The sequence below is a fragment of the Marinomonas rhizomae genome, from assembly GCF_024397855.1.
In the GTDB taxonomy this organism is placed as follows: Bacteria; Pseudomonadota; Gammaproteobacteria; order Pseudomonadales; family Marinomonadaceae; genus Marinomonas; species Marinomonas rhizomae_A.
The window spans coordinates 2007192-2033187 of record NZ_CP073343.1 but is presented as its reverse complement, the minus strand read 5'-3'; the positions used below and the strand labels follow the sequence as shown (position 1 = coordinate 2033187).

Genomic DNA, 25996 nt, shown 5'->3' with positions numbered 1-25996 from the left:
ATATAATAACAGTAACTGTATAAACAACCAGATAACCTATGATTAAATTAACCAAAAGACAATCTGACGTACTAGAAACCATTCGCGAATTTATAAGTGAAACAGGTTTTCCACCGACTAGAGCAGAAATAGCACGCCGGCTTGGGTTTAAATCCCCAAATGCAGCCGAAGAGCACCTAAAAGCCCTATGCAAAAAAGGCGCTATAGAGATGCTTTCTGGCGCATCTAGAGGAATACGCTTAGTCGATCGCGCATCAAATGATGAGCCCGTTGACGACCTTGGCTTACCTGTCATAGGCAAAGTCGCTGCAGGTTACCCTATTTTGGCTCAGGAAAACATTGCTTCGCATGTAAACATTCCAGCGAGTATGTTTTCTCCGCAAGCGGATTACTTCTTGTCTGTATCAGGCACTAGCATGAAAGATATTGGCATAATGGAAGGTGATCTCTTAGCCGTTCACAAAACCACCACCGTGCGCAATGGACAAATTGTGGTTGCTCGTATTGGTGACGAAGTAACCGTTAAGCGTTTCGAGCAGAAAGGCAGTATCGTTAGGCTCATTCCTGAAAACGAAGAGTTCAGCGACATCCTTGTTGACCTTGAAAGCGAAGAGTTTGCAATTGAAGGCCTATCGGTAGGTGTCATTCGCCAAGGACTTTGAATACTCCCATTCGCTTCAACACTAGATAAATAAAAAAGCGAAGCTTCTGCTTCGCTTTTTTATTTGAACCTATATTGCATCAATCAGTTTCATTACAGCTGATTTAGGGTCGCTTATTCAGTGCAAAATTTTAGGACGAAAATCTTCATCATCAAGATATTCCGAGTCATCGTCATAAAACGAATCATCCGAATAAACAAAATCAATGCCTGCATGAAACATACATTTCGCTAATTCAAAATAACGATCCTTTAGATAAGACCGAGTATCATCCGATATTTGCAATGTTGCTAATGGAACGGTTTCCTCACCATCTTCACTGGCTGGACGCAGCACGATATCGCCGTTATCTAGCTCAACAATTTCTAGGTAGGATTCTTTCATATTTAATACTCTGACGACTCTTCTCTAAAACGTAATACTAATTCAACCAACTTGGCTAAATATAAACTCACGGAAGCTCCCGCATCACTTCCACGCCCTATCAGGTTGTCGCTTTGAACCGCTGATGATATAGACGCACGACACTCGAACTGAACCAAATACGCCAGATCCAATTGATAGCACCAAGAATTACTATGTGCTAGCAAATCAGCCAACTCAGCCAATACAGGAACAACGATTTGCTTGTTTTCAGACTCTGCCAGCAGCTTAGCAACGTCCAAGGATCCAGATAAAGAATAAGCAGCGGTTACTTCTTTTAACAAGCCGTTAAGAGCACTTCTCAACTGGAAAATAGCCGAGCTTTCTAGCCCGACTTTCAACCACACTTCATCAGTGTCTTGACTCTGCTTAATAAAACGCCTTGCCGTGTCCAGTTTTTGATTGGTTACGCTGGCTAAACTGGCACCACTCATTTTTTCTTACCTTCCTCAACAACCCATTTAGAACCAACATAAAATGCTTTCCAGCCTGTTGGTTTACCCTCATCGTTCTCCGTCATGACGTATTGCTCTTTCGTCTTACGGCTATAACGAATGATGGCTGGACGACCTTCGGAATCCTTTACTGGTGCTTTGGCAAAGAAATGGTATTTCGGGTCGATTTGATCCATATAAGGAAGCAGCTCTTTTACCATAGGCGCTCTTGTTTCCCGCTTGCGAGGGAACTGACTAGCAGCAAGGAATAAGCCCGTCGCACCATCACGAAGCACATAGTGATCTTCCACTTTCTGACAAGCAAGGTCAGGCATTGGCACAGGATCCATCTTCGGCGGCGCAGCTTCACCACTTTTCAGCAGCTTACGAGTGTTTTTGCACTCCTCGTTTGTACAGCCAAAGTATTTACCAAAGCGGCCTGTTTTAAGCTGCATTTCTGATTCACATTTATCGCATTCAAGCGTAGGACCGTCATAGCCTTTAATCTTGAAAACACCATGCTCAACTTCATAACCAGAACAAGCTGGGTTGTTACCACACACATGAAGCTTACGGCGCTCATCCATTAAGTAACTGTCCATAGCGGATCCGCAAATCTTACAACGATGTTTATTGATCAGCGCTTTAGACTCGCCTTCTTCATCATCGACCGCTATTGCTTCATCACCACGGGTCAGGTTTATGGTTGCTTTACAACGCTCTTTTGGCGGCAATACATAACCAGAACAAGACATAAACACACCAGTACTAGCTGTACGAATCTGCATAGGTCTAGAGCATGTCGGGCATTCAATATCCGTTGGAGTCGGCTCATTTGGCATCATACCGCCATCTGGCGATTCCGCTTTAGCAAGCACAGAACTAAAATCTTTATAAAATGCATTAAGCGTTTTAATCCAATCTTTATGACCTTCAGCAATGTCATCTAACTGCTCTTCCATTTGAGCCGTAAAGCTGAAATTCATCAAAGAATTAAAGCTATCAACCAAACGTTCAGTAACAATATCACCCATTTTTTCAGCATAAAAACGACGATTTTCAACACGCACATAGCCACGATCTTGAATCGTAGAAATAATAGATGCGTAAGTTGATGGACGACCAATTCCACGCTTTTCGAGCTCTTTCACCAAACTTGCTTCACTAAAACGCGCTACAGGTTTAGTAAAATGCTGTTCAGGTAGCAACTCTTTAAGATCGAGATATTCACCCTGACCAACATCTGGCAAGATGTTATCTTCGCCTTTTTTAGCGACTGTCTGCATGGCACGAGTGTAACCATCAAAGCGTAAGATACGACCTTTCGCCTTGAATTCGTATTCGCCTGTAGTGACTGTGATAGTCGTCGACGTGTATTCCGCTGGCGTCATTTGACACGCCATAAATTGACTGCGGATCAAGTCGTATAAACGATGAGCGTCTTTTTCCATACCAAGCAAGTCATCAACACGTACATTTACATCAGAAGGTCGAATGGCTTCGTGAGCCTCTTGCGCACCTTCTTTGCTGCTGTAGCGGATAGGATCTGCTGGCAGATATGCTTCACCAAAGTTAGAAAGAATATAGCCTCTCAACGCCTCTACCGCATCAACACTTAAGTTTGTCGAGTCAGTACGCATATAGGTAATGTAACCACCTTCATACAGACGCTGAGCAAGCATCATGGTCTTCTTAACACCATAGCCCAAGCGCGTACTTGCTGCCTGCTGTAACGTAGAGGTGATAAACGGCGCAGAAGGTTTACTGCTGGTTGGTTTATCTTCTCGGCTGCTAACGAGGTATTTTGCATCATTTAAACGAGCAACATGCTCATCCGATTGAGCCTTGTTAACAGGACGATATTCTTTGTCTTGATATTTTGCCGCTTCAAACTTAATAACGTCTTTTGAAGGCGTAGCAAGCATGGCATCCAATTCCCAAAATTCATCAGGAACAAATGCACGAATCTCTTTTTCACGCTCAACGATTAAACGCACTGCAACGGACTGAACTCGTCCGGCAGACAACCCTCTTGCTACTTTAGACCAAAGCAACGGCGATACCATAAAGCCAACCACTCGATCTAAGAAACGACGAGCTTGTTGAGCATTGACTCGGTCCATGTCTAGTTCTGACGGCGTTTCAAAGGCTGCCTTGATGGCTTTTTTGGTGATCTCGTTAAAAACTACTCGCTTATAGCGAGTATCATCACCACCAATTGCTTCACGCAAATGCCACGCAATGGCCTCTCCCTCTCTATCCAAATCGGTTGCGAGATAGATGGTGTCTGCATTTTTCGCCAAACGCTTTAGCTCATCGACAACTTTTTCTTTGCCGGGCAAAATTTCATAGTGAGCCTTCCAGTTACTCTCTGGGTCAACTCCCATTCTAGAAATTAACTGTTTACGCGCTTTGCTACTTTTGTACTCAAGTTTTTCTTCCGGGCTCATTTTGCGCGTCAAAGCAGCCTGCTTTGCACGCTCTTGAGGCGTAGAGGTGGCAGTTGTACCTGATGGTAAGTCACGAATGTGTCCCACACTCGATTTGACAACAAAGTCGTTACCTAGGTATTTATTGATGGTTTTCGCCTTTGCTGGCGATTCCACGATAACCAGTGATTTTCCCATTGAACTGTGTAAGCCTTTTAATAAAGTAGGTCTGCAAATCCACGTTGCACGAAGTTTAATCTCTAGGGGCGCTGATATTAAGTAAACATCTTTTATATGACAAGGGATCCCTGTATTGTTTCACACATTAAATCTTGCTGAACTTAGTATTTCTTATTTAACATACTGAATTCGTTGCTTAAGGACAATCATGGCTACTCTTCAAATATTAACAATTGCATTCTTGATCATCATTGTACTTTTGTCAGTGGTCATTGGATCACGTGCCCACCAAAAAGAAAAAGAAATCACCGAACGTCGTGTAAAACAATTGCAATTATCAAATCGCGCAGATCGCGTTGAACAACATATTCGCGGTTTAAAAGATATTAATACCGATACCATTGCTACTGAAGTGCTTTATGATTTCTATCTAGACACACTTCGAGAGCTTCTGCAATATTCCGATGACCCTGAAAAAATTGAAGTTCGCATTGCAACTGCCGAAGAAAACAGAAACAACGACCCTATTCCATTCAATCCAGAGCCCGAAGCATTTAGCTTTCAAGAAAAAAGTAACTATAAAGAACGCCTTACCAAACTCGCTAAAATGTTGCTCTATTTACGTCGTAAAGGACGTATTAGTAACACCCATTATCAAGCCTGTTATGAATATCTTCGCTGGCTCAATCTATGGATTCAGCTAAATCGCCAAGTGGTTCAAGCGAATAAAAACTTTGCTGGTGGGGACATGCGCGTCGCCCAAACGCTTTATGGCGTCATCTTGTCACACCTTAAATCAGATGCAACAGAACGCCCAGAAAAAAACACGTTAAAAAACTTCATCACCGATCGAATGAAAGAAATTCTGTCGCCAACCATTGCCGCCATGGAGGCAAGCGAGAATCCGGAAGAAGCATTAACCGAGTTAATTAAAAACTTGGAACTGCCTAAGAGCTCTTAACACTTACCTATAAACTTCAGATCGTAGAGCGTGACGCTAAGCTGTGACGCTTTTCACCTCTACCAATGAATAAATTAATGACGACAATTCATCCAGAGTTTCTTCATCACCCGACTCATCCCAATATATAGAGACACTTCCCTGCGTTACTTTAATCCCAGCCAGTAATGCGCCATGCTTTTCCAACACTTTTTTAGCATCAGCCGTCAGTATAAATAATTTACTAGACCACCAGCCGTCAACCAAGGCATTATATTTCCATACTTCATAAGGCAACAGCCAAATACAATCAGGCAAGGAAGTAACGGGTTTCAAACGATAAAAAGAGTAAGCGACTGTTTTTTGACGAATCAATGATTTATCCCACTTGTCAGGAAGGTCAATTGATGTAAGCTGAACAGTAAGGCCAAGTTTTCGAGCATGCATACGTAAATCCATGCGCTGACGCTCTTTTTTAGGCGGCATTATCCATAACGCCGACCCCATTAAAGATAAAGTAATAAAAATAACGATAAGAGCGGTCATATTTTAATGTCTCTCTAGTTTTGAACTAAAATAAGTAAATGAGCCAAATTTGGAGGTGTTCTATGATGTATAACAGAATTTTACTCGCTGTTGACTTAACCGACGAAAGTATCAAGGTTGCTAACAAAGCCGTTGCACTGTGCAAAGCAACGGGTGCGGAACTTACCATACTTCATGTCATCGAATCACTTAATTATGCCTATGGTGGCGATGTTCCAATCGATATCACAGACATCCAAGCGCAATTGCAAGAAACAGCCAAAGAACGCATCGCCATCCTAGAAGCTCAACTGGACGTTCCTGTTCAGGAAAGCTGCATTTCACAAGGTGGCATAGAAAGCGAGATACACCGCATTGCTGAAGAAAAACGCGTTGATCTAATTGTTGTAGGCAGCCATGGTCGTCATGGTCTTGCTCTATTGCTAGGCTCTACAGCAAATGGCGTTCTACATGGCGCACCATGCGATGTACTGGCCGTTAAAGTGGTAAAAGACAGCGATTAACACACTTTGAACGCACAATAAAAAAGGCGATGCTCACATCGCCTTTATTTGTACTCACAAACTAACGCTTTAACTTCTGGTCCAAGTCGTTCCTTCACGGCTATCAAGCAGTTCAATGCCTTGGCTAGCTAATTCGTCTCGAATCTCATCACTACGTGCAAAGTTTTTATCTTTACGCGCCTGCGTTCTTGCGTCGATCAAGGCCTGTATTGCAGATTCATTCAACCCCTCAGAAACAGTACTGTTTTGTAAAAAGTACTCAGGATCTTGATAAAGCAAACCTAACAACTCGGCTAAGAATCGTAATTCAGCAGCTAACGCAGAAGCTTTATTCACATCTTCTGTTTTGGCTTTATTTAGCTCACGCACAAGTTCAAACAAAACAGAAACAGCAACCGCTGTGTTGAAATCGTCCTTCATCGCCTCTTCGAAGCGCTCAGTGAAGGCCGTTGGCTCATACTCCCCTGCAACTGGCTGCTGACGCAGAGCGGTATACAGGCGCTCTAGAGCAACCTTAGCCTCTGACAAACTTTGATCGGAGTAATCAATCGCACTGCGATATTGACTTGAAACCATCAGGTAACGAACGACTTCAGGATTAAACTTAGCCAATACATCACGCACCGTAAAAAAATTACCTAAAGACTTAGACATTTTTTCATTATTAACGCGTACTGCGCCACAGTGCATCCAGTAATTCACATAGTCTTTGCCGGTCGCCGCTTCTGATTGAGCTATTTCGTTTTCATGATGCGGAAATTTAAGATCTGGACCACCACCATGAATATCAAAATGACTGCCAAGGCAATTCGTCGACATTGCAGAACATTCAATGTGCCAACCAGGTCGACCATCACCCCATGGAGAAGCCCAAGAAACTTCGCCCGTTTTTGCCTGCTTCCACAAAACAAAGTCTGCAGGGTGCTCTTTTGCCACTTCAACATCAATACGTGCACCAGCCAACATATCTTCAAGCTTCCGGTTGTTTAATTTACCGTAATCTTTGAATTTAGTTGCTCGGTAATAAACATCGCCAGAAGTGCCCTGATAAGCAAAACCTTTATCAATAAGAATTTGCACCATATCGATAATTTCCTGCATGAACTCAGTGGCTTTTGGTTCACGGTCCGGCATTTTATTACCAAGGCGTAATTCATCTTCGCGTTGCGCTGCAATCATACGCTCAGTCAAAGACTGAGTTGATTCACTATTTTCTTCAGCTCGTTTAATGATCTTGTCATCAACATCGGTAATGTTACGAACGTAATTGAGCTCATAACCTAGGTGCCGAATAAAACGAGAAATAATATCAAAAGAAATCATCGCGCGCGCATGACCAATGTGGCAGAAGTCGTATACCGTGTTACCACAGACATACATACCTACTTTGCCTTCTTCGATTGGTTTGAAAATTTCTTTCTTCCCACTTAGGGTGTTGTAAACCTTCAACATGCGCTTAATTTCCTTTCGCTTCGATTTTCGCCCAAGAATCACGTAGTGTCACAGTAAGGTTAAATACCATACCGTCATCTTTCAAGTCACGGCAGAAGTAGCCTTCACGCTCAAACTGGAAGCCCTGACCTTTGTCAGATTTCACCAAGGAAGGCTCAATTTTGGCATTGGTTAATACAGTCAAAGACTCTGGATTAATAAAGTCCAAGAAAGTTTTATCTTCATAGTTTGCATCAGGCGCTTCATTTACGAACAAACGATCATAAAGATTCACTGTTGCGTCTACCGCGTGTTTCGCACTCACCCAATGAATAACGCCTTTTGGCTTATAACCTTCTGGGTTAACACCAAGGGTATTTTCATCATAACGACAAAGTAGCTCGATCACTTCTCCAGCTTCGTTTTTAATCGCTTCATCGCAAGTAATCACGTAACCGCCACGTAGACGAACCGCACCATCAAGTGTCAAACGCTTCCACTTACGAGGAGGCACTTCAGCAAAATCCGCAGCGTCAATGTATAGCTCTTTGCTAAACGGTACTTCACGAGTGCCCGCTTCTTCATTTTTAGGATGATTGCCAACATTGAAGATTTCTTCTTTGTCTGTTGGGTAATTGGTCAAGGTCACCTTAATAGGATTTAGCACAACCATGGCACGATTTGCACTTGCATCCAAATCTTCACGAATTGCGTGCTCTAGCATACCGACATCCACAACACTGTCAGACTTAGTCACACCAATACGCTCACAAAAGTTACGGATAGACAAAGAAGTATAACCACGACGACGCAAGCCGGAAATGGTTGGCATACGAGGATCATCCCAACCATGGACATGCTTTTCATCCACTAGCTGTTTTAGCTTACGTTTACTTGTTACTGTGTAGTTCAAGTTCAAACGGGCAAATTCAATTTGCTGCGGATGAGCAGTCTTTAGTGTATCTAAGACCCAATCGTACAATGGGCGGTGGTCTTGAAATTCTAATGTACACACAGAGTGAGTAATGTTTTCCAACGCATCAGACAAGCAATGTGTGAAGTCATACATTGGATAGACACACCATTTGTCACCTGTTTGGTGGTGATGTACGTGACGAACGCGATAGATTATAGGGTCACGCATATTGATGTTTGGGCTAGCCATGTCAATTTTGGCACGTAAAACAACTTCGCCGTCTTTGTACTTCCCGTTTTTCATGTCCATAAAAATGGCCATATTTTCTTCAACGGTACGATCGCGGAACGGACTATTCTTGCCTGGCTCTTTTAACGTGCCACGGTATTCACGCATCTGCTCTGCATTTAATTCACAGACGTAGGCTTTGCCAGCTTGAACAAGCTGTACAGCAAAATCAAACAACTGGTCAAAATAGTCAGAAGCGAACTTAGGTTCATCTTTCCACTCAAACCCTAGCCACTCTACGTCTTTTTTGATCGATTCAATGTATTCAACACTTTCCTTCTCTGGGTTAGTGTCATCGAAACGTAGATTACATTGACCGTTGTAACGCTGCGCTAAGCCAAAGTTAAGGCAAATGGATTTAGCATGACCGATGTGTAAGTAGCCATTTGGTTCAGGTGGGAAGCGAGTAAGAACCTTACCGCCATGTTTGCCTGATTCGTTATCTTTATCAATGATTTGGGTAATGAAATTACCTGGTTTAGACGTTTCTGACATGTTTGATGTAAGTCCCGATAAGTGTTGGTCTAACAATATTGTTACTTTGACCGGCAAGTATATAGTATTTAGGTTTGCATGGGATATTGAGCAGAAAATCTTTTCTCTTTTTTATAAAGAAAAACCATATTTCGCCACAAAAAAAACCAAAACGCCCACTAGAATAGTTAGCAATTGCTGCTGACGCCAAATACCGACAATAAAAGCCGCAAACGCACCAAGCAAACAAGGGTTGGACAGAGACAAATCCATATGTTGATTTGGCATTAGGATCATCGGAGTTATAATGGCTGTGAGTACAGCTACAGGAACAAACTTCAGTGCTCTTTCAATAAAAGCGGGCATGACCACTTTATCCGCTCTAGCAAACAGCACAAACCGCACACCAAAGGTGACAGCAAACATACCTATGATAATTAAAACGCTTTGCCATACCGTCATTTGCTCACCTCTTGTATACTGTCGTCCGAGTCTGAAATGGTTTTACTAGAAGAATCACTCACAAATCCCATTACTACACCTATTACCGCAGACACCAAAAGCCCCAAATTATTAGGCAACCCAGATAGAAGAATCGAAGATACTCCAGCACTTAACAAGCACAACCAAAATGCCCTGTGCTTTAAATAGGGCGTAATGATACCTATAAAGGTCGCCACCATTGCAAACTCCAACCCCCATTCGCTCATCCCAGGAATAAGCTCACCAGACAGCACACCTAAAATGGTGGTCACATTCCACATCACATAAAAGGAAAGAAACGAACCGAGGTAGACTTTGTGTCCATTTTTTTCATCCGCCGCTCCCACTTCATACATTGGACGAACGGCCGCATAGGTTTCATCAATCAATCCAAACCCCATAATCACACGCATGGGCATTGGCAAATGCTTCACAAACTTCACCAGATCCGCAGCGTATAAAAGATGTCGAAGGTTAACAATAAAAGTGGTCGATACAATCACCCAAATAGGTGCATGCAAGGCAATCAACCCCAGCGCAACAAACTGCGCTGAACCAGCAAACACAACAGCCGACATGGCAACTGCAAACCATGGACTCAAACCGTAACTAGACGCCAAGGAACCAAACAGCAACCCAAAAGGAATGCCGCCAATAATCATAGGTATCGAGGCTACAGCGCCTCGACGCATATCTTGCATTGTGTTCATAAAACAACTCTACCCTCATTCGATAATAATGACTTTTCCATATAGACATCCGCTCTTGTATATAAAGAAGGGCTAGGAAATGGCTTTTCTACAAAGCCATTTTTATCATAAAGGTGCCTTGCAGCGTCTAAACATGAAGCAGTCTCTAACGACAACACTGAAAAGTCTTGTTTTTGAGTAAAATCAATAGCTGTTGACAGTAAGTCTTGAGCCACACCCTTTCCTTGAGCATGCTCAGAAACAGATAATTTGAACACTTCCCCCCTTTTATAGTTTGAAGATCCGCCTTCCAAAGGCAAGAAAGCAATGGTTCCAACGACTGAATCAACAGGCTGTGTTTTACGAACCGCCACCCAAACCACACCACCTTTCTGAATAATTTCTTGCTGCGGGTTACTCAATATCATTCGATCTTTAGCAGCAATCTGATGTGGAAAGTAGCGCTCTAGCCACGCCATATTAAGGTCACAAAAGGCTTTTTCATGCTGAGCTTCTAGCAAGACAATATCGATAGGGCCTAAACGATCCAGCACTTTATCCGCCAAACTCCCACTCAAAACCTCTGACTCCAAAATTGACAAAGCATCCATAAAGTTTTCACTCGAAAAAGCCGTCATTTTCTCAAGGATAATTCTCATTTCTTGCAGAACAGGCTCTACCCGCTGCATAGCGCTTAAGCCAAGCTTAGAAAGCTGCAAGGAAGACCTTCGCTGATCTTGCTCATCAACTGTTTTTTCTAAGAGACTTTCTTTAATCATCTTAGTGGTTTGTTTGCTCACCGCCGGGTGACTAAGATGCAACCTATCCGCAATCTCCATCACAGATAAGCTTCCGGTTTTCTGCAACAACCTAAGGATCGGAAAGTATGTTGCTGAAATGGGAATCTCGCATTGAGAATAAATTTCTTGCACTTGAATAAACAAATGATCACTTAATCGCTTTAATCGACTACCAAGTGTCAATACACCAAACTGCTCCATTGATCTTCCAAACCATAATTAAGATAAACAAAAGCCACCAATAATAGGTAACTGGTTACGCATATAAAAATATCGTAAAGTTTCTAGTGTTACAAGTCTTGTTTTAACTTGGCTTTCTAGTTGGATCGAACGTCTGTCTGCTATACTCCTCGCTTTATCAACTCTCGCCTTACCTCAGTCTTTTTATGATTGTTATTAAGGCTTCTCTTTAGGAACCAAAAAAATGTCTGAAAAAGCCGTCGTTGTGTATTCGGGAGGAATGGATTCATATACCGTTCTGAATACAGCAATTGAAAACGGACTGGATGTTTATGCTTTATCCTTTAACTATGGACAAAAGCACAGCAAAGAATTAGATGTTGCTGCCAAGGTTTGCCAAGCCTTAGATATCCCCCACAAAATCGTCGATATCACTGCTATTAATAGCTTAATGGCGAATTCTTCTCTTACTAGTGATGCTGACATCCCCGAAGGCCACTACGAAGATGACAATATGAAGTCTACTGTAGTACCGAATCGCAACATGGTTTTACTTTCCATGGCCATTGCGTACGCAGTTTCATTAGAAGCTGGAAAAGTCTATTACGGTGCGCACTCTGGAGATCATCATATCTATCCAGATTGCCGTCCAGAATTTGTCGAAGCCATGAATGCTGTGTCTAAGATTGCTAACTATCAATCGGTTGAAATTGTCACACCTTTTTTACATGCTTCAAAAGGTGAGATTTTAAAAGCCGGTTTGGATATGAAGCTTGATTATGCCAACACTTGGACTTGTTACAACGGTCGCGAAAAATCGTGTGGTAAATGTGGAGCCTGTTGTGAACGCTTAGAAGCCTTTGCAGAGCAAGGTAAAAAAGACCCACTTGATTACGAAGCTTAAGCAAGAAGTTAGACAAAGAATTATCCCTGATTTTAGTGTGCTTGTTTTAAGGCTTGTTGGCTTTTGTTCCACAAATGACCGATGTAGCCATTAAATTATCAACTAAAGTTATCACCCTTACCTCGACTGTTTTTCGAGATGTAATAGGTATAACCAAATGTATTCTATTAAAGAAGCCTTTTATTCATTACAAGGCGAAGGTGCCCACGCTGGACGCCCTGCTCTATTTTGTCGTTTTACCGGCTGCAACCTATGGTCTGGTCTTGAAAAAACGCGAGCCAAGTCCGAATGTCAATTCTGTGATACTGATTTTATCGGCACAGACGGCCAAAATGGCGGAAAGTTCAAAACCGCCCAACAATTACGATCTCATATCGACGCTCTTTGGCCAGAAAGCCAAGGACATAAATACGTTGTTTTTACCGGTGGTGAACCTGCGCTTCAACTGGACAACGAACTCATTGCTGAAATGAAACGTCATGACTACACCATTGCGATTGAAACCAATGGCACAATGGAATTACCACAAGGAATTGACTGGATTTGCGTAAGTCCAAAAACCGCAAAGCCCTTGATTGTCTCCAAAGGCAATGAACTTAAGCTGGTGTATCCGCAATCACACCTTTCGCCCGAGTTATTTGAAAACCTAGATTTTCAGCATTTTTATCTGCAGCCAATGGATCAAAGTCACTTAACAGCAGATCAAATTCCACTAATAGATACCCAACAAGCCACTTTACACTATTGTTTATCGCATCCAAGGTGGCGTCTTAGCTTACAAACACATAAAATGCTCAACATTGATTGAACATAAATACATTTTTATATTACCGCGTTAACTTTATAAGGAATCTTAAATGATCATTTTACATACAAACCACGGTGACATTCACGTTGAGTTAGATTACGAAAAAGCCCCAAAGTCAGCGAAAAACTTTGAAGATTATGTAACATCTGGTTTTTATGACGGCGTTATTTTTCACCGTGTAATCAATGGTTTCATGGTTCAAGGCGGTGGTTTTGAGCCAGGCATGACGCAAAAAGAATCTCGCACTGCCATTGAAAACGAAGCAGACAACGGCCTTAAGAATGAAATCGGTACATTGGCGATGGCTCGCACAATGGATCCACATTCTGCATCTGCTCAGTTCTTTATCAACGTTGCTGATAACAGCTTCCTAAACCACCGTAGCAAAACTCCAGACGGTTGGGGCTACGCTGTGTTTGGTAAAGTGACAGCTGGCATGGATATCGTTAACAAAATCAAAGAAGTGAAAACCACAATGAAATCAGGTCATCAAGATGTGCCTGCTGAAGACGTGATCATCGAAAGTGCTGAACTAGTAAAATAATGATCCGTTATTTCATTTCAGATTTGCACCTTAGCGACAAACGCCCGGATTTAATCCGGGCGTTTGTACAAATGGGCAAAGCACTTATTACACGCGAAGAAAAGTCAGAGCTTTACATTTTAGGTGATTTCTACGAGGCCTGGATCGGAGACGATTTTCAGGCTGATTGGAATACCGAAATAGAAAATGCCTTGGCGGAGATCTATAAGTCAGGAATCGCCTTGTTTTTTTTACATGGCAACCGCGATTTCTTGATTGGCAGTGATTGGATTAACCGTGTTGGTGCTAAGCTTATTAAAGAGCAAACGACGCTATCTCTTGAAAATAGTGCAGTACTGCTGACACATGGTGACGAATATTGTTTGGAAGATACTGAATATCAAGCATTCAGAAAAACAGTACGCTCTAAAGCATGGCAAGAACACATATTGGCGATGCCACTTGAACAGCGGGTCGCGCTCGCAGCTCAACTTCGCAATGACAGTAAATCTATGGCATCGGAAAAATCCATGTCTATCATGGATGTCACGCCATCAGCGGTTGTTGATTCTTTGGCTCGGCATCACTGCAAAACGGTGATTCATGGACACACGCACCGACCTGATGTCCATAAAGATGATCAGTATCTGCGCTGTGTTCTCGGTGATTGGGATAACTCGATTTGGATGGCCAGCATTGAGAGCAATACTTACACTCAATTTAAGGCATCAGTAGAGAATTTCTTGCAAAACGGATTAGACGGACTAGAAGTAATTCATCAAGAAATACTTTATTAGACACCGCGCTCGTTAATTTTCAAAAGTACAACACAAAAAAGCACTATACAAAAATGCCAGCGTAAGCTGGCATTTTTTTAATTCATTTAACGATTTAAAAGCTCTCGAACCCAAACCGTCTCTGCTGAATTACGAGATCGACTGAATTCAATATTACGATTATGTAGCATTGCCACCGCACGAAAGAAAGCATTATTAACAATCACAGGGCTTAGTTGGATACCATACGTTTGCCACCAATGTTGCTGCACTTTACACGTAAGCAATTGATATAAAAAATCCAACTCCAAAGAGCCTTTGTACATGACATCTAAGTCAACAACAGGGTCTATTTTTGCAATTTCCAATGCAAGCCAATACGTGACATCTGGTAGGGTTTCACTCTTATGTATGCCCATTATATTCTCCAGAAACTCAGACAATAATATGAGTGTAGCACCCTGCTCAAAAGTCACCATTAAGATTTATAAGTTTTTGTAACTTACGCTAAGCTTGGTGGGCCACTGTGCATACGAAATTCAGTATCAGGCTCGGTAATCAGCTTTTCTTCTAAATCACGAAAGAAGGCTACACGATCATCAATGGGTTCGTTTGAATACTCTTTTGCCAATGCTAAATAATCTTCAAAGTGCCTTGCTTCAGATTTTAGTAGTGAAATATAGAACTTGGAAAGCTCTTCATCTAAGTGCGGAGCTAACGCGGCAAAACGCTCACACGAGCGCGCCTCAACAAAAGCGCCAATAATCATGGTATCAACTAATCGCGCAGGCTCGTGAGTGCGAATATGTTTACGTAGACCATCAGCATAACGTGAGGCTGACAAGTGATCATAGGCCACGTCGCGTTTGCGCATGATTTTATGAACTTGCTCGAAGTGCAATAATTCTTCACGAGCTAAACGGGACATTTTATGCAGTAAATTATCGCGATCGACATAGCGATACATTAAACTCATCGCAGTGGACGCAGCTTTTTTTTCACAGTGAGCGTGATCATTTAATAGCAGAGTTTGATTCTCAAGAGCCCAATTTACCCATGTCTCAGGAGATTCACAGGGAAGAAATTCAACAAGCTCTGGGTACGCTGATAACATTACTCTACCTTTTTGTGTTAAAAAACGTGATTATACCCTGTATTAAGCACTTAGGCAGCAACGTCTTGATTTGGATATCAAATTCGTAATGAATGATTTTTATGACCCTACAAAACTAAAAATTGGCCAACATGTTGGCGTCGAGCTCGATCCGTATGTTTTAAATTACCCTATGGATAGCTATAAAACCACTTGGGTTGCGGATCAAGGTGGGCGCCCTTTTGTCTTGCGTTTCTTTCAATCGAACAAAGGCAAAGTAGAAGATTTCTTACAAAATGCTAGGAAATATGCCAGCGTAAAACATCCCGCAATCACCCCAAACTATCCGCCGTTTTATTCTAATTTGTGGGTATTCTCATGCTCAGCGGTTTGTGGTGGCGAGAACCTCTATAGCTTTTTAGGTAAATACCCTGATGGAGCACCGCTTAATGTTGTCATTAGTTTATTCGACAACATAGCTAAAGCATTGGATCAAGTTCATCGCAATGGCCTTTTTCATGGCCATTTGGATTTGAGCTCCATTCATGTCGTTAATGGCTTAGGTTTGATGACAGGATTTGGTGCTCATAACTGGATGAAACGAATTGAAGACAGTGAAATGGACCCTCGCTTCTTCCCGCCAGAGTATTTAAAAAAGGAGCAACAACGTAGCGCAACTTCAGACAGTTTCGCTTTTATGCGGCTTTTGATGGCAGCGTTATTGGGTGAATCTATTCTTGATAAAGATTTCGCCACTGGCTTACCTGATACTCACCCTAATTTAAGTGAAGCCACATGGAGCCGTTTACTGAAATGGAGTCGTGACAGTGAACGCCACAGGCCTAAATCCTTAGCTGAAGTGATTCGAATCATTCGAGCTAATTTATACAAACCAGAAGTCAGTGATAGCTCCAATACTAAGCGAGCCGTTAAGCGCTATGTTCGCTCTCTATCTCCTATCACTATAGGTGCCGGCGCTATTGTCACCACAGGTCTTATCGCTGCTGTTCTGTTATGGCCAGAAGCAACACCGCCCCAGAAAGTTGTCGCAGCACCTGAAGCAGTTCAACCTGAAATTGAAGTAAAAACACCTTTTGAGTCGTTACCGCAAATTTTAGAAGAACCACTCAAATCCGGTGGAACAGCGCCAAAAGTAGAAAAAATTCCTCCGGCCACATTTATCATGGGCGATCAAGGTCATATGGGGGACGACAACGAGAAACCAGCTCATGAGGTTGACATACCCAATGGCTTTTATATTAGTAAATATGAAGTCACCTTTGATCAATACGACAAGTTTGCCAAAGCAACAAACAGAGAACTACCACCTGACAACGGTTGGGGACGAGGTCAACGCCCCGCTATCAACATTAGTTGGTACGACGCAAAAGCCTACACGGCATGGATATCCAATGAAACAAACGCCGAATATCGCCTACCAACAGAAATTGAATGGGAATATTCAGCAAGGGCCGATTCTGATACAGCCTTCTGGTATGGCGACAATGTTAAGCAAGGTTACAGCGTTTGCGACAGCTGCGGAAGCCAGTGGGACGGCATATCTTCGGCTCCAGTTGGCAGCCAGGCAAGTAATCCACTAGGCTTATTCGATATGCACGGTAATGTCGCAGAGTGGGTTGAAGATTGCTATCACGACACCTATGAAGGCGCACCAACTAAAAACCAAGTTTGGCTAGCAAACCAATGCGACAACAGAGTGTTGCGTGGTGGTTCTTGGTTTGATATCCCAAGAGTAGGTAGGAGCTCGACTCGATATAGAGCTCAGCCCGATTTAAAAGCCAGCAATTGGGGCTTTAGAGTAGTAAGGATTATTCAGCAATCTGATGACGTGGCCAAATCAGAATAATTCCGCTAAATGTCACCTATTCGAAATTGTTATGGTGCACAGTAAGTCTTTAGCACTTTTTTTCTATAAAATAAGTGCATCAAAAAATGAGAAGAATTTTGTACGACTTGTTTTCAATTGAAAACAAGTCTGCGTTTTCTAACATTACAATCGATAAATCGAAAATGAAATCTAAGGGAGATTAATACGCTAGAAGCATATTGTTAGACATAACATTTTCGTAAATTATTATTCAGAGGTGCAAATGAGCTTATATTTAGAGTACTTACAAGAAATAGAGAATCGTAAAAGCCAAGGATTGCATCCTAAACCAATTGATGGTGCTGACTTATTAACTGAAATCATTGATCAAATCAAAGATGCTGACCATGAGCACCGCAAAGAATCTCTTTCCTTTTTCATCTATAACACTTTACCAGGCACAACAAGCGCTGCAGTTGTAAAAGCCAAGTTCTTGAAAGAAATCATCTTAGGCGAAACCAGTGTAAAAGAAATCACGCCTGAATTTGCTCTAGAGTTACTTTCTCACATGAAAGGCGGCCCTTCTGTAGAAGTGTTGATTGACCTTGCATTGTCTGATGATTCCGCTATTGCAACGCCAGCCGCTGAAGTATTAAAAACTCAAGTATTCTTGTACGAAGCGGATATGGAACGCTTAGAGTCAGCTTATAACGCTGGCAACAGCATTGCTAAAGAGATTCTAGAAAGCTATGCCAAAGCTGAGTTCTTCACTAAGCTTCCTGACATCAGCGAAGAAATTGAAGTTGTCACTTACATTGCTGCGGAAGGTGATATTTCTACAGACTTACTTTCCCCAGGTAACCAAGCTCACTCTCGCTCTGACCGTGAACTTCATGGCAAGTGCATGATTACTCCTCAAGCTCAGCAAGAGATCAAAGCACTACAAGTCAAACACCCAAATGCGAAAGTCATGCTTATCGCTGAAAAAGGCACAATGGGTGTTGGCTCTTCACGTATGTCTGGTGTGAATAACGTGGCACTTTGGGCTGGCCAACAAGCGAGCCCATACATCCCATTCGTGAACTTTGCTCCTGTTGTAGCTGGCACAAACGGTATCTCCCCTATTTTCATGACGACGGTAGGCGTTACCGGCGGTATTGGTCTAGACCTTAAAAACTGGGTTAAGAAAGTAGATGCCAATGGCAAGCCTGTTCTTGATGCTAATGGTGACACAATTCTTGAGCAAACCTACTCTGTTGAAACTGGCACTGTTTTAACCATCAACACTAAAGAAAAGAAACTTTACAACGGCGATAAAGAGCTGGTTGATGTTTCTTCTGCTTTTACACCTCAACAAGTTGAATTCATGAAAGCCGGCAGCTCCTACGCTGTGGTATTCGGTAAGAAACTACAAACCTTTGCTGCTGAAACGCTAGGTATACCAACACCAACTGTTTATGCGCCAGCGCAAGAAATATCGAAGGATAATCAAGGCCTAACGGCTGTTGAGAAAATCTTCAACAAAAATGCAGTGGGTGTAAAATCTAAAAAAGCGCTTCATGCTGGATCTGATGTGCGCGTTAAAGTAAACATCGTCGGTTCACAAGATACGACTGGTTTGATGACTGCGCAAGAACTAGAGTCTATGGCGGCCACCGTTATTTCCCCTAGTGTTGATGGTGCTTACCAATCAGGTTGTCACACAGCGTCTGTATGGGATTCTAAAGCGCAAGCTAACATTCCAAAACTGATGTCTTTCATGAACAAATTTGGATTAATCACTGGTCGTGATCCAAAAGGCGTTTACCCTCCAATGACAGACGTTATTCATAAAGTATTGAATGACATTACTGTTGATGACACTGCGATCATCATTGGTGGTGACTCTCATACACGTATGTCTAAAGGCGTTGCTTTTGGTGCTGACTCTGGAACCGTTGCTCTTGCATTGGCAACAGGCGAAGCGACTATGCCAATCCCTGAATCTGTCAAAGTAACCTTTAAGGGTGAAATGAAGAGCTACATGGATTTCCGTGACGTTGTTCACGCTACGCAAGCTCAAATGCTGAAACAGTTTGGCGGAGAAAACGTATTCCAAGGCCGTGTAATCGAAGTACACATCGGTACATTGATGGCTGACCAAGCGTTTACCTTTACTGACTGGACTGCTGAGATGAAAGCGAAAGCTTCTATCTGTATTTCTCAAGATAAGACTCTTATTCAATCTCTTGAACTAGCTAAAAAACGCATTCAGATCATGATTGATAAAGGCATGGAAAATGAAGCTCAAACGCTTCACGGCTTGATTGCTCTTGCTGACAAGCGTATTGCAGGTATCACTTCTGGCGAGCAACCAGCGCTAGTTCCTGATAACAATGCTAAGTACTACGCTGACGTAGTCGTTGACCTTGACGAAATCATTGAGCCAATGATTGCCGATCCAGATGTAAACAATGATGACGTATCTAAGCGTTACACTCATGACGTAATTCGCCAAGTATCTTTCTACAAAGATAAGCCTGTCGATCTTGGTTTTGTTGGTTCTTGTATGGTTCACAAAGGTGACATGCAAATCATCGCTCAGATGTTGCGTAATCTTGAAAAACAAAACGGTAGCGTATCATTCAAAGTGCCTTTAGTTGTTGCTCCACCAACGTATAACATCGTTGATGAATTAAAAGCGGAAGGCGACTGGGATATCCTGAAAAAATACGCTGGTTTCGAATTTGACGACGCTAAGCCAAAAGGTGAAGCACGTACTAAATACGAAAACATCATGTACTTGGAGCGCCCTGGATGTAACCTATGCATGGGTAACCAAGAAAAAGCAGAGCCTGGTGATACGGTTATTGCAACTTCAACTCGTCTTTTCCAAGGCCGTGTTGTTGCAGACTCCACAGAGAAGAAAGGTGAATCCTTACTTGGCTCTACTCCAGTCGTTGTACTTTCTACAATATTGGGACGTTTCCCAACCTTGGAAGAATACAAAGCAGCGGTTGATGGCATTACGCTTACTGACTTCGCTCCACCGCTAGATGCCATGACAATGGCTCCTGTAGAGTTTATTCCTGCAACTAATATTTAATCATTACCGATTAAATAGTGTGTGATATAGAAAAGCGACGCTCAAGGCGTCGCTTTTTTTATTTACCTTAATCTGGCTATCCTTTCTCTGCTTTCCCTCGCTCATGCAGGCAAATATAATTTATCCAATTTTATACAGGCACAAAAAAGCCCCGCTATAAGCGAGGCTTCTTCCTAGAAGGTTTTGTTAGCTTAAATAACTTCGCGCTCAACAAGCTCATCAAATTCCGCTTGTAACTGACGCTCTACAGGACTTTCTACATCCTTAGCGTTAATGTGGTGCTGTCGACCAGCATGCTTCGCTTTATGTTTAATTAACTGTTTTTCCAACTTGCCAACTAACAGGTCAAGGGCAGGTTTAAGTTGTTTTTCTGTTTGAACCATTGCAAAAAGGTCATGACCAGGAATATGAACACTGGCTTCTACTATTAATTCATGAGTCCCATGCTTCTCTGTATTTAAGGTCACATTAATGGTGGTAATCTGATTATTGATACGCGCCAAGTGATCCATTTTATCTTTTACTACTTCTTGAACTTCTTCACCAGATTGGACGTGGTGACCGCTAATATTCAATGTATACATAGAGAATTTCCTTCTGTTTTGGTCAGGTTTTTTTATTAACTTAAGTCTTGTTACTCCTCTGCTGCTCTTACTTATAATCTATGGGTACTTGCGTTTAATTTCAATGCCTAGAATGTAAATACTTGCTCAAGATCATGAACAAAACACAGCAATCAAAAAAACTTACACAACACCCTTAAATACTTTATATATCAATACCATAAATCTTCTATTGAAAATATATTTCAATACGGTATAGATAAAATAATAAGTTTTGACACCCATAGCAAGCTTTAGTTTTATCAATAAAAAAGGCAGCAATTCAATGGATGTCATCTCCTATTTAAATCAGTGTAGCAGCCCCAGAAGCAATTGAGCGATGAAATACTACTCTTCTGGCCATAATCCTATAAAAAATGCTAATCGCAGCCACAAGTCAGATACTTATCGTTTCATTAGGCTAAAATAGCAATTCCGTTATAATTAGCCATAAATAGCTAATCGATATTTATTAGCCCAATTTGGCTAAATTTGTATTTTTAGTCATAAACGGCTAAATTACTCTTATCAACTTAAGAGGACATCGCATGAAGCAGACAGTTAAACCTATTGCCGTGATAAGCGGTGATGTTGTTGGCTCAACCAAACTTACTTCTGATGAATTCGAACAACTATTGCAACGAATCAAAGATATCCAAGCGTGGATCAACAAAGGGAACGACTCTAACCTTCATAGCATTGAACGCGGAGATGAGTTCCAGACAGTCATACATGATATTAACAACGCTCTGAGATACGCAATTCTATATCGAATTGGCATCAAAGCGCTTGGCAAAGCCTTTGAAAGCCGTATTAGCTTTGCTATTGCATCTAACGCTGACTTGCGCGCCTCAGTCTCAGAGTCAATGGGAGAAGCTTTTGTTTTATCTGGTCGGGGATTAAAAGCCCTGAAAAATGACCGCTTCATTTTTCACTCAGAGCGTCTAGAACTGACAGAGCGCTTTGAGCTACTCTTCAAATATCTAGATAAACAGCTCACCGAACTAACATCTCGACAATGTGCCGTATTAGTTCCCATGTTACGCAATCATGAAGTTTTGTCTGTGAGCGAACTTGCGGATAAACTCGGGATTGCCACAGCGACGGCCAGCAAATCTCTTAAAGCATCAGGGTGGCCGCTTATAAGTGAACTAAATAGTCTATTTATAAACCAAGTAACAAGGCTTAAAGATGTCTGATTTTAGCACCCTACTCGTGTCATTTTTACTGATCCATACCCTTTGTGACTTTTACCTCCAACCAAAGCATTGGATAAAAGAAAAGGAAGAAAAAAAACACAGATCACCAAAGCTCTATTTGCATTCGATTTTACATGGCGTGGCATTACTCATCCCTGCGTTAGCCCTAAAGATCGACTGGATTAACATTGCTAGTATCATCTCGATTGTTACCATTACTCATTTCGCCATCGATCTATGGAAAGTCAGCACATCAAAAGGTGACGCCTTTTCACGCTTCGCCATTGACCAAATATTGCATGTACTAGTATTTATCATTACAGCTTTTTACATCACTGACAGCATCACCATTACTGAACTACTACAACATGATCAGTTACCAGAAGCTACCATGATCACCTTTGCTTACTTACTGATACTTAAACCTACCTCTGTCGCAATCGGCTGCATTTTAAGCAAATACCCGATTTCAGGAGGCGAGAAAGAAAGTGTTAACGGATTGGTTGCTGGCGGCGAATTAATTGGTTACTTAGAGAGAATATTGATACTAACTTTCACTCTAGTGGGCAGCTACGCTGCTATAGGCTTTGTATTAGCGGCTAAATCAATCTTCAGATTTGGTGAGCTAAATAAATCAAGCGATCGGAGCATGGCTGAATACATGTTAATTGGATCATTAGTGTCTGTGGTTATGACAACTCTAATAGGGATACTGGTGATACTAGGCTTAGACATAGGCGTCGAATAACCCATTTCAACACCTTTATTAAGACATAAAAAAACCCGCTTAAGCGGGTTTTTATGATTCATTAGAAACGATAATTAGTCTTCAATTAGGATGCGCAGCATACGACGTAGTGGCTCAGCAGCACCCCATAGCAATTGGTCACCCACTGAGAAAGCACTAATGTATTCAGGCCCCATGTTCAGCTTACGAATACGACCCACTGGAATACCAAGCGTGCCAGTCGCTACAGTTGGTGTTAAACGCTGCATTGTTGCTTCTTTATCGTTTGGTACAACATCAACCCACTGGTTGTGCTCAGCAAGCAAGCCTTCGATATCCGCCACCGGAATGTCTTTGTTCAGTTTGATGGTGTATGCCTGACTATGGCAACGCATTGCACCGATACGAACACACAGGCCATCAACTGGAATTGGGTTGCCGTCGATACCTAGGATCTTGTTCGCTTCAGCTTGTGCTTTCCACTCTTCACGGCTCTGGCCGTTATCAAGCTGGCTATCGATATAAGGAATCAAAGAACCCGCTAGAGGCACACCAAACTGATCTGTTGGAAGCGTACCAGAACGCATTGTTTCTGCGACCTTACGATCGATCTCAAGAATCGCACTGGCAGGATCTGCAAGCTCACTAGCAACCGAGCCTTGCAGCATACCCATCTGATTGATCAGCTCACGCATATGACGAGCACCGCCACCAGACGCCGCTTGGTAAGTCATAGAAGTCATCCATTCGATATGACCTTTTTCAAACAACCCACCTAGCGCCAATAGCATCAAGCTAACAGTACAATTGCCACCAACAAAAGTTTTAACGCCACTCGTTAAACCTTGTTTAATAACATCCAAGTTAACTGGGTCAAGTACGATAATGGCATCTTTATCCATACGTAGAGAAGATGCCGCATCGATCCAGTAACCTTTCCAACCAGCATTACGCAACTGTGGGTAAATAGCCTTGGTGTAATCCCCGCCTTGACAGGTAATAATAATATCCATCTTTTTCAATGCTTCAATGTCGCTTGCATCTTGAAGTAATGGAATATCTTTACCAATTTCTGGACCTTTCTGCCCCGTTTGAGATGTAGTGAAGAAAACTGGATCAATATGATCAAAGTCTTTTTCTTCCATCATGCGTTGCATCAACACGGAACCGACCATTCCGCGCCATCCGACTAAACCTACAGCTTGTTTTGACATGGTTAACGTTACCTTTTTTTGTGGGGCCACTCATACCAAGAGCAGTATCCCTAATGAATACCCAATATCGTTATGATATTAAGCTTTTAATGCTGCTAGAACGGCATCGCCCATGGCTTGCGTACTAACAGTTTCGCATCCTTCTGATGCAATATCTGCCGTTCTAAGACCTAGATCCAGAACCTTGCTGACTGCCGCTTCAATCGCGTCCGCCGCATCTTTGGCGTCTAAAGAATAACGCAACATCATAGCAACTGACAAAATTGTCGCCAATGGGTTAGCGATTCCTTTACCTGCGATGTCTGGTGCAGAACCGTGACATGGCTCATACATACCGCGACCTTCAGCATTTAGTGAAGCAGAAGGTAGCATACCAATAGAACCTGTCAACATGGCAGCAGCATCAGAAAGGATATCACCAAACATATTGCCAGTAACCATTACATCAAACTGTTTTGGTGCACGAACAAGCTGCATAGCAGCATTATCGACTAGCATATGAGTCAATTCGACGTCTGGATACTCTTTCGCCACTTCTTCCATGACTTCTTTCCAAAGCACAGTCACTTCTAACACGTTGGACTTATCAATTGAGCAAACACGCTTACCACGTTGGCGAGCCGCTTCAAAAGCAGAACGTCCAATACGACGAATCTCTGATTCGCTGTAAACATAAGTGTTAAAACCTTCTCGCTCACCATTTTCTAACGTGCGAATACCACGAGGCTGCCCAAAGTAAATGCCGCCTGTTAGTTCGCGAACAATTAGGATGTCCAAGCCAGCAACGATTTCTGGCTTCAAGCTAGACGCATCAGCTAACTGTGGGTATAGAATCGCAGGACGAAGATTCGAAAATAACTCTAGGTTAGAGCGCAAGCCAAGTAAGCCTTTTTCAGGGCGAACTGACATGTCTAACTTGTCCCACTTAGGACCGCCAACCGCACCAAGCAAAATCGCGTCTGCGGTTTTAGCTTTAGCTAATGTCGCTTCTGGCAATGGAGAACCAGTCTCATCATAAGCAGAACCACCGACTAAAGCGCTCTCATGCTGAATATTCAATGAAAACTGTTCATTCACTGCATCCAAAACGCGCACCGCTTGCGCTACGATTTCAGGACCTATACCGTCACCCGGCAATACCAATACATTCTTAGTCATGTTAAACCCTTTAAAAAATCTGTCTTCTAATATGTTGTTTTGGAAACTACTGACCGCGTGACAAGAAAAGCCACGGCGCATCATTCATGCGTTTTTCTTCATAGCGACGAATCGCAGAATCTTGCTGTAACGTTAAGCCGATATCGTCTAAACCATTCAACAAACAATGTTTACGGAAATTATCCACGTTGAACTCGAATGTCGCACCAGAAGGCGAGGTTACAGTTTGATTTTCAAGATCGACAATAATTTCTGCGCCTTCACGCAAGGCTACTTCTGCAAATAATTGATCTACTTCTTCTGCTTGTAAAACGATAGGCAACAAGCCATTTTTGAAGCAGTTGTTATAGAAAATGTCGGCAAAGCTTGGTGCAATAATCGTGCGGAAACCGTAATCATCTAATGCCCAAGGCGCGTGTTCACGACTAGAACCACAACCAAAGTTCTGACGCGCTAATAACACACTCGCGCCTTTGTAACGATCTTGGTTTAACACAAAATCCTGACGAATAGGACGACCATCGCATTCTTGGTCTGGTTGACCTTCGTCTTCATAACGCAGTTCATCAAATAAATTTTTCCCAAAACCAGTACGTTTTATGGATTTCAAAAACTGTTTTGGAATGATCATATCAGTATCAACGTTCGCCAAATCCAAAGGAGCGGCTAGACCTGTATGTTTAGTAAAAGGACGCATACTG

26 protein-coding genes are annotated in these 25996 nt (G+C 42.3%); 11 read left to right on the top strand and 15 right to left on the bottom strand.

All coding sequences use genetic code 11. The features are described 5' to 3' along the window. The first annotated feature begins 38 nt into the window (after positions 1-38). On the top strand, positions 39-662 hold the full coding sequence (gene lexA, locus KDW99_RS09620) for a transcriptional repressor LexA (RefSeq protein WP_255829086.1): 624 nt from the start codon (positions 39-41) through the stop codon (positions 660-662). A 117-nt stretch (positions 663-779) separates the two neighbouring features. Here lexA and KDW99_RS09615 read toward each other — a convergent pair whose 3' ends face one another. From KDW99_RS09615 to topA, 3 genes are read right to left on the bottom strand one after another with little or no spacing between them, the layout of a single operon-like run. After that, positions 780-1046 (bottom strand): hypothetical protein, encoded by a 267-nt coding sequence (locus KDW99_RS09615; RefSeq protein ID WP_255829085.1) that lies wholly within the window; start codon positions 1044-1046, stop codon positions 780-782. A 2-nt stretch (positions 1047-1048) separates the two neighbouring features. After that, positions 1049-1519, bottom strand: a complete 471-nt coding sequence (locus tag KDW99_RS09610) for a DUF6586 family protein (RefSeq protein WP_255829084.1) — start codon at positions 1517-1519, stop codon at positions 1049-1051. After that, complete coding sequence (gene topA, locus KDW99_RS09605) at positions 1516-4146, bottom strand: type I DNA topoisomerase (protein ID WP_255829083.1); 2631 nt, start codon at positions 4144-4146, stop codon at positions 1516-1518. The genes KDW99_RS09610 and topA overlap by 4 nt, the downstream gene beginning before the upstream one ends. A gap of 190 nt (positions 4147-4336) precedes the next feature. Between topA and KDW99_RS09600 the strand changes: the two genes are divergently transcribed. Next, on the top strand, positions 4337-5089 hold the full coding sequence (locus KDW99_RS09600; protein ID WP_255829082.1) for a DNA topoisomerase I: 753 nt from the start codon (positions 4337-4339) through the stop codon (positions 5087-5089). 36 nt (positions 5090-5125) lie between these two features. Here KDW99_RS09600 and KDW99_RS09595 read toward each other — a convergent pair whose 3' ends face one another. Further along, entirely contained in the window at positions 5126-5614 is a 489-nt protein-coding gene (locus KDW99_RS09595) for a hypothetical protein (RefSeq protein WP_255829081.1), read from the bottom strand. Positions 5615-5676: 62 nt separating this feature from the next. Here KDW99_RS09595 and KDW99_RS09590 point away from each other — a divergent pair, with 62 nt between their 5' ends. Further along, on the top strand, positions 5677-6117 hold the full coding sequence (locus KDW99_RS09590) for a universal stress protein (protein WP_255829080.1): 441 nt from the start codon (positions 5677-5679) through the stop codon (positions 6115-6117). A gap of 69 nt (positions 6118-6186) precedes the next feature. Here the strand turns inward: KDW99_RS09590 and cysS are convergent, their stop codons facing one another. The 5 genes from cysS to KDW99_RS09565 all read right to left on the bottom strand — a co-directional run bounded on the left by cysS (position 6187) and on the right by KDW99_RS09565 (position 11399). Further along, positions 6187-7569 (bottom strand): cysteine--tRNA ligase, encoded by a 1383-nt coding sequence (cysS, locus tag KDW99_RS09585; protein ID WP_255829079.1) that lies wholly within the window; start codon positions 7567-7569, stop codon positions 6187-6189. A gap of 4 nt (positions 7570-7573) precedes the next feature. Beyond that, a complete protein-coding gene (locus tag KDW99_RS09580; protein WP_255829078.1) occupies positions 7574-9247 on the bottom strand; it encodes a glutamine--tRNA ligase/YqeY domain fusion protein in 1674 nt (557 codons plus the stop codon). Between the two features lie 111 nt (positions 9248-9358). After that, positions 9359-9688 (bottom strand): AzlD domain-containing protein, encoded by a 330-nt coding sequence (locus KDW99_RS09575; RefSeq protein WP_255829077.1) that lies wholly within the window; start codon positions 9686-9688, stop codon positions 9359-9361. Then, the gene (locus KDW99_RS09570; protein WP_255829076.1) at positions 9685-10419 is read right to left on the bottom strand and encodes an AzlC family ABC transporter permease; all 735 of its coding nucleotides are present in this window, start codon (positions 10417-10419) and stop codon (positions 9685-9687) included. The genes KDW99_RS09575 and KDW99_RS09570 overlap by 4 nt, the downstream gene beginning before the upstream one ends. Continuing rightward, entirely contained in the window at positions 10416-11399 is a 984-nt protein-coding gene (locus KDW99_RS09565; RefSeq protein WP_255829075.1) for a bifunctional helix-turn-helix transcriptional regulator/GNAT family N-acetyltransferase, read from the bottom strand. The genes KDW99_RS09570 and KDW99_RS09565 overlap by 4 nt, the downstream gene beginning before the upstream one ends. Positions 11400-11622: 223 nt before the next feature. Between KDW99_RS09565 and queC the strand changes: the two genes are divergently transcribed. The 4 genes from queC to KDW99_RS09545 all read left to right on the top strand — a co-directional run bounded on the left by queC (position 11623) and on the right by KDW99_RS09545 (position 14410). Next, positions 11623-12282: a 7-cyano-7-deazaguanine synthase QueC gene (gene queC / locus KDW99_RS09560; RefSeq protein ID WP_255829074.1), complete on the top strand. Its 660-nt coding sequence runs from the start codon at positions 11623-11625 to the stop codon at positions 12280-12282. A gap of 157 nt (positions 12283-12439) precedes the next feature. Next, positions 12440-13090, top strand: a complete 651-nt coding sequence (gene queE / locus KDW99_RS09555; RefSeq protein WP_255829072.1) for a 7-carboxy-7-deazaguanine synthase — start codon at positions 12440-12442, stop codon at positions 13088-13090. Positions 13091-13139: 49 nt separating this feature from the next. Next, the gene (locus KDW99_RS09550; protein WP_114413636.1) at positions 13140-13634 is read left to right on the top strand and encodes a peptidylprolyl isomerase; all 495 of its coding nucleotides are present in this window, start codon (positions 13140-13142) and stop codon (positions 13632-13634) included. Continuing rightward, positions 13634-14410 carry a UDP-2,3-diacylglucosamine diphosphatase gene (locus tag KDW99_RS09545; protein WP_255829071.1) on the top strand — a complete coding sequence of 259 codons (777 nt, stop codon included), beginning with the start codon at positions 13634-13636 and terminating at the stop codon, positions 14408-14410. The genes KDW99_RS09550 and KDW99_RS09545 overlap by 1 nt, the downstream gene beginning before the upstream one ends. Before the next feature lie 86 nt (positions 14411-14496). Here the strand turns inward: KDW99_RS09545 and KDW99_RS09540 are convergent, their stop codons facing one another. After that, positions 14497-14808, bottom strand: coding sequence for a hypothetical protein (locus tag KDW99_RS09540; protein WP_255829070.1), 312 nt, complete (start codon positions 14806-14808; stop codon positions 14497-14499). A gap of 83 nt (positions 14809-14891) precedes the next feature. Next, positions 14892-15503 carry a tRNA-(ms[2]io[6]A)-hydroxylase gene (locus KDW99_RS09535; RefSeq protein WP_255829069.1) on the bottom strand — a complete coding sequence of 204 codons (612 nt, stop codon included), beginning with the start codon at positions 15501-15503 and terminating at the stop codon, positions 14892-14894. A gap of 88 nt (positions 15504-15591) precedes the next feature. Here KDW99_RS09535 and KDW99_RS09530 point away from each other — a divergent pair, with 88 nt between their 5' ends. Together KDW99_RS09530 and KDW99_RS09525 are read left to right on the top strand one after the other, a co-directional pair. Next, complete coding sequence (locus KDW99_RS09530) at positions 15592-17349, top strand: SUMF1/EgtB/PvdO family nonheme iron enzyme (RefSeq protein ID WP_255829068.1); 1758 nt, start codon at positions 15592-15594, stop codon at positions 17347-17349. 244 nt (positions 17350-17593) lie between these two features. After that, on the top strand, positions 17594-20395 hold the full coding sequence (locus tag KDW99_RS09525; protein WP_255829067.1) for a bifunctional aconitate hydratase 2/2-methylisocitrate dehydratase: 2802 nt from the start codon (positions 17594-17596) through the stop codon (positions 20393-20395). Positions 20396-20586: 191 nt separating this feature from the next. Here KDW99_RS09525 and hpf read toward each other — a convergent pair whose 3' ends face one another. Next, on the bottom strand, positions 20587-20979 hold the full coding sequence (hpf, locus tag KDW99_RS09520) for a ribosome hibernation-promoting factor, HPF/YfiA family (RefSeq protein WP_255829066.1): 393 nt from the start codon (positions 20977-20979) through the stop codon (positions 20587-20589). Between the two features lie 566 nt (positions 20980-21545). Between hpf and KDW99_RS09515 the strand changes: the two genes are divergently transcribed. Both KDW99_RS09515 and KDW99_RS09510 read left to right on the top strand, forming a co-directional pair. Next, positions 21546-22196 carry a hypothetical protein gene (locus KDW99_RS09515; RefSeq protein ID WP_255829065.1) on the top strand — a complete coding sequence of 217 codons (651 nt, stop codon included), beginning with the start codon at positions 21546-21548 and terminating at the stop codon, positions 22194-22196. Next, positions 22189-22944, top strand: a complete 756-nt coding sequence (locus KDW99_RS09510; RefSeq protein WP_255829064.1) for a DUF3307 domain-containing protein — start codon at positions 22189-22191, stop codon at positions 22942-22944. The genes KDW99_RS09515 and KDW99_RS09510 overlap by 8 nt, the downstream gene beginning before the upstream one ends. Positions 22945-23018: 74 nt before the next feature. On the opposite strand, the gene asd is transcribed toward KDW99_RS09510, so the two are convergent. From asd to leuD, 3 genes are all read right to left on the bottom strand, one after another. Further along, entirely contained in the window at positions 23019-24137 is a 1119-nt protein-coding gene (asd, locus tag KDW99_RS09505) for an aspartate-semialdehyde dehydrogenase (protein ID WP_255829063.1), read from the bottom strand. A 78-nt stretch (positions 24138-24215) separates the two neighbouring features. After that, positions 24216-25295: a 3-isopropylmalate dehydrogenase gene (gene leuB, locus KDW99_RS09500; protein WP_255829062.1), complete on the bottom strand. Its 1080-nt coding sequence runs from the start codon at positions 25293-25295 to the stop codon at positions 24216-24218. A gap of 46 nt (positions 25296-25341) precedes the next feature. Next, on the bottom strand, positions 25342-25992 hold the full coding sequence (gene leuD / locus KDW99_RS09495; RefSeq protein WP_255829061.1) for a 3-isopropylmalate dehydratase small subunit: 651 nt from the start codon (positions 25990-25992) through the stop codon (positions 25342-25344). Positions 25993-25996 lie beyond the last annotated feature (4 nt).